Raw genomic sequence first — 1,410 nt, forward strand, 5'->3', positions numbered from 1 at the left:
GGGTAGAGTCCACGGAAGTGGTGTAAATTCTGGAGTCGTCCAGGCCGGGGGGTACCTCCAGCCTGGACGGGATGAGCGAGGTGGCCATCGGGCCGATTGGCTGTAAGGTGAAGTTGCGAAGCCGCACCTGCAACCAAAGGAGACCACGATGGCCGAGGACAGCATGGCATTAATCGAGCTGATGCAAAAGGCCGATGGCGGCGATTTTCTTCGCTCCTTGGCGGAAGCCGTCTTGCAGCTTCTCATGGAAGCCGATGTGGACGGCTTGATCGGAGCCAGCCGCCACGAACGAAGCGCCGAACGAGTCAGCTACCGCAATGGCTACCGTGACCGCAGCCTTGATACTCGCGTCGGCTCCCTGCAACTGCGCATCCCCAAGCTGCGTCAAGGCAGCTACTTTCCGCCCTTCCTGGAGCCGCGCAAGACCAGCGAGCGCGCCTTGGTGGCCGTCATCCAGGAGGCCTGGATCGGCGGCATATCGACGCGGCGCGTGGATGATCTTGTCCAAGCCATGGGCCTTTCCGGCATCTCCAAGTCCCAGGTGTCCAAGCTGTGCAAGGACATCGATGAACGGGTCCATGCCTTCCTTTCCAGGCCGCTGACGGGAGAATGGCCCTATTTGTGGCTGGACGCGACTTATCTCAAGCAGCGCGAAGGCGGGCGGGTGGTCAGCGTCGCCGCCATAATCGCCGTGGCGGCGAACACCGAAGGCCGCAGGGAAATCGTGGGACTGCACATCGGCCCCAGCGAGGCCGAGCCGTTCTGGTCTTTTTTCCTCAAAGGCCTTCTTCGTCGGGGACTTACCGGCGTGAAACTTGTCGTCTCCGACGCTCATGAAGGTCTCAAGGCCGCCATCGCCAAGACGTTCGGAGCCACGTGGCAGCGTTGCCGGGTCCACTGGATGCGCAACGCCTTGGCTCGCGTCCCTAAATCACAGCACGCCATGGTTTCCGCCGCTCTACGTCAGGCCTTTTTGCAGCCGGACGCGGCCAGCGCCAGCCAAACCTGGCGGCATGTCGCCGATCAGCTTCGCGGAAAATGGCCAAAACTCGCCAGTTTCATGGATGAAACCGAGCACGACGTGCTGGCTTACATGACGTTCCCGGCGCAGCATCGGGTCAAGCTGCACAGCACCAATCCGCTGGAAAGGCTGAACAAAGAGGTGAAGCGGCGAGCGGACGTGGTCGGCATCTTCCCCAACGAACAGTCCATCGTCCGGCTCATCGGGGCCATCTTGCTGGAGCAAAACGACGAGTGGCAGCTGCAAAGCCGCTACATGCAGGTCGAGGCCATGGCCGAACTCAACACCCAACTCAACGAGGCGCAGCCAGCCCAAATTCCACCAAGGGCAGCCTGACCGATTGCCACCTCAAGCATCCCGGAATTTACACCACATTGACGGACGTGACC

1 protein-coding gene is annotated in these 1,410 nt (G+C 61.3%); it reads left to right on the plus strand.

What is annotated here, in order from left to right; translation table 11 throughout:
• Positions 1-148 precede the first annotated feature (148 nt).
• On the plus strand, positions 149-1,357 hold the full coding sequence (locus NY78_RS21550; RefSeq protein WP_043641068.1) for an IS256 family transposase: 1,209 nt from the start codon (positions 149-151) through the stop codon (positions 1,355-1,357).
• The last annotated feature ends 53 nt before the right edge of the window (positions 1,358-1,410 follow it).

The sequence above is a fragment of the Desulfovibrio sp. TomC genome, from assembly GCF_000801335.2.
GTDB lineage: Bacteria > Desulfobacterota > Desulfovibrionia > Desulfovibrionales > Desulfovibrionaceae > Solidesulfovibrio.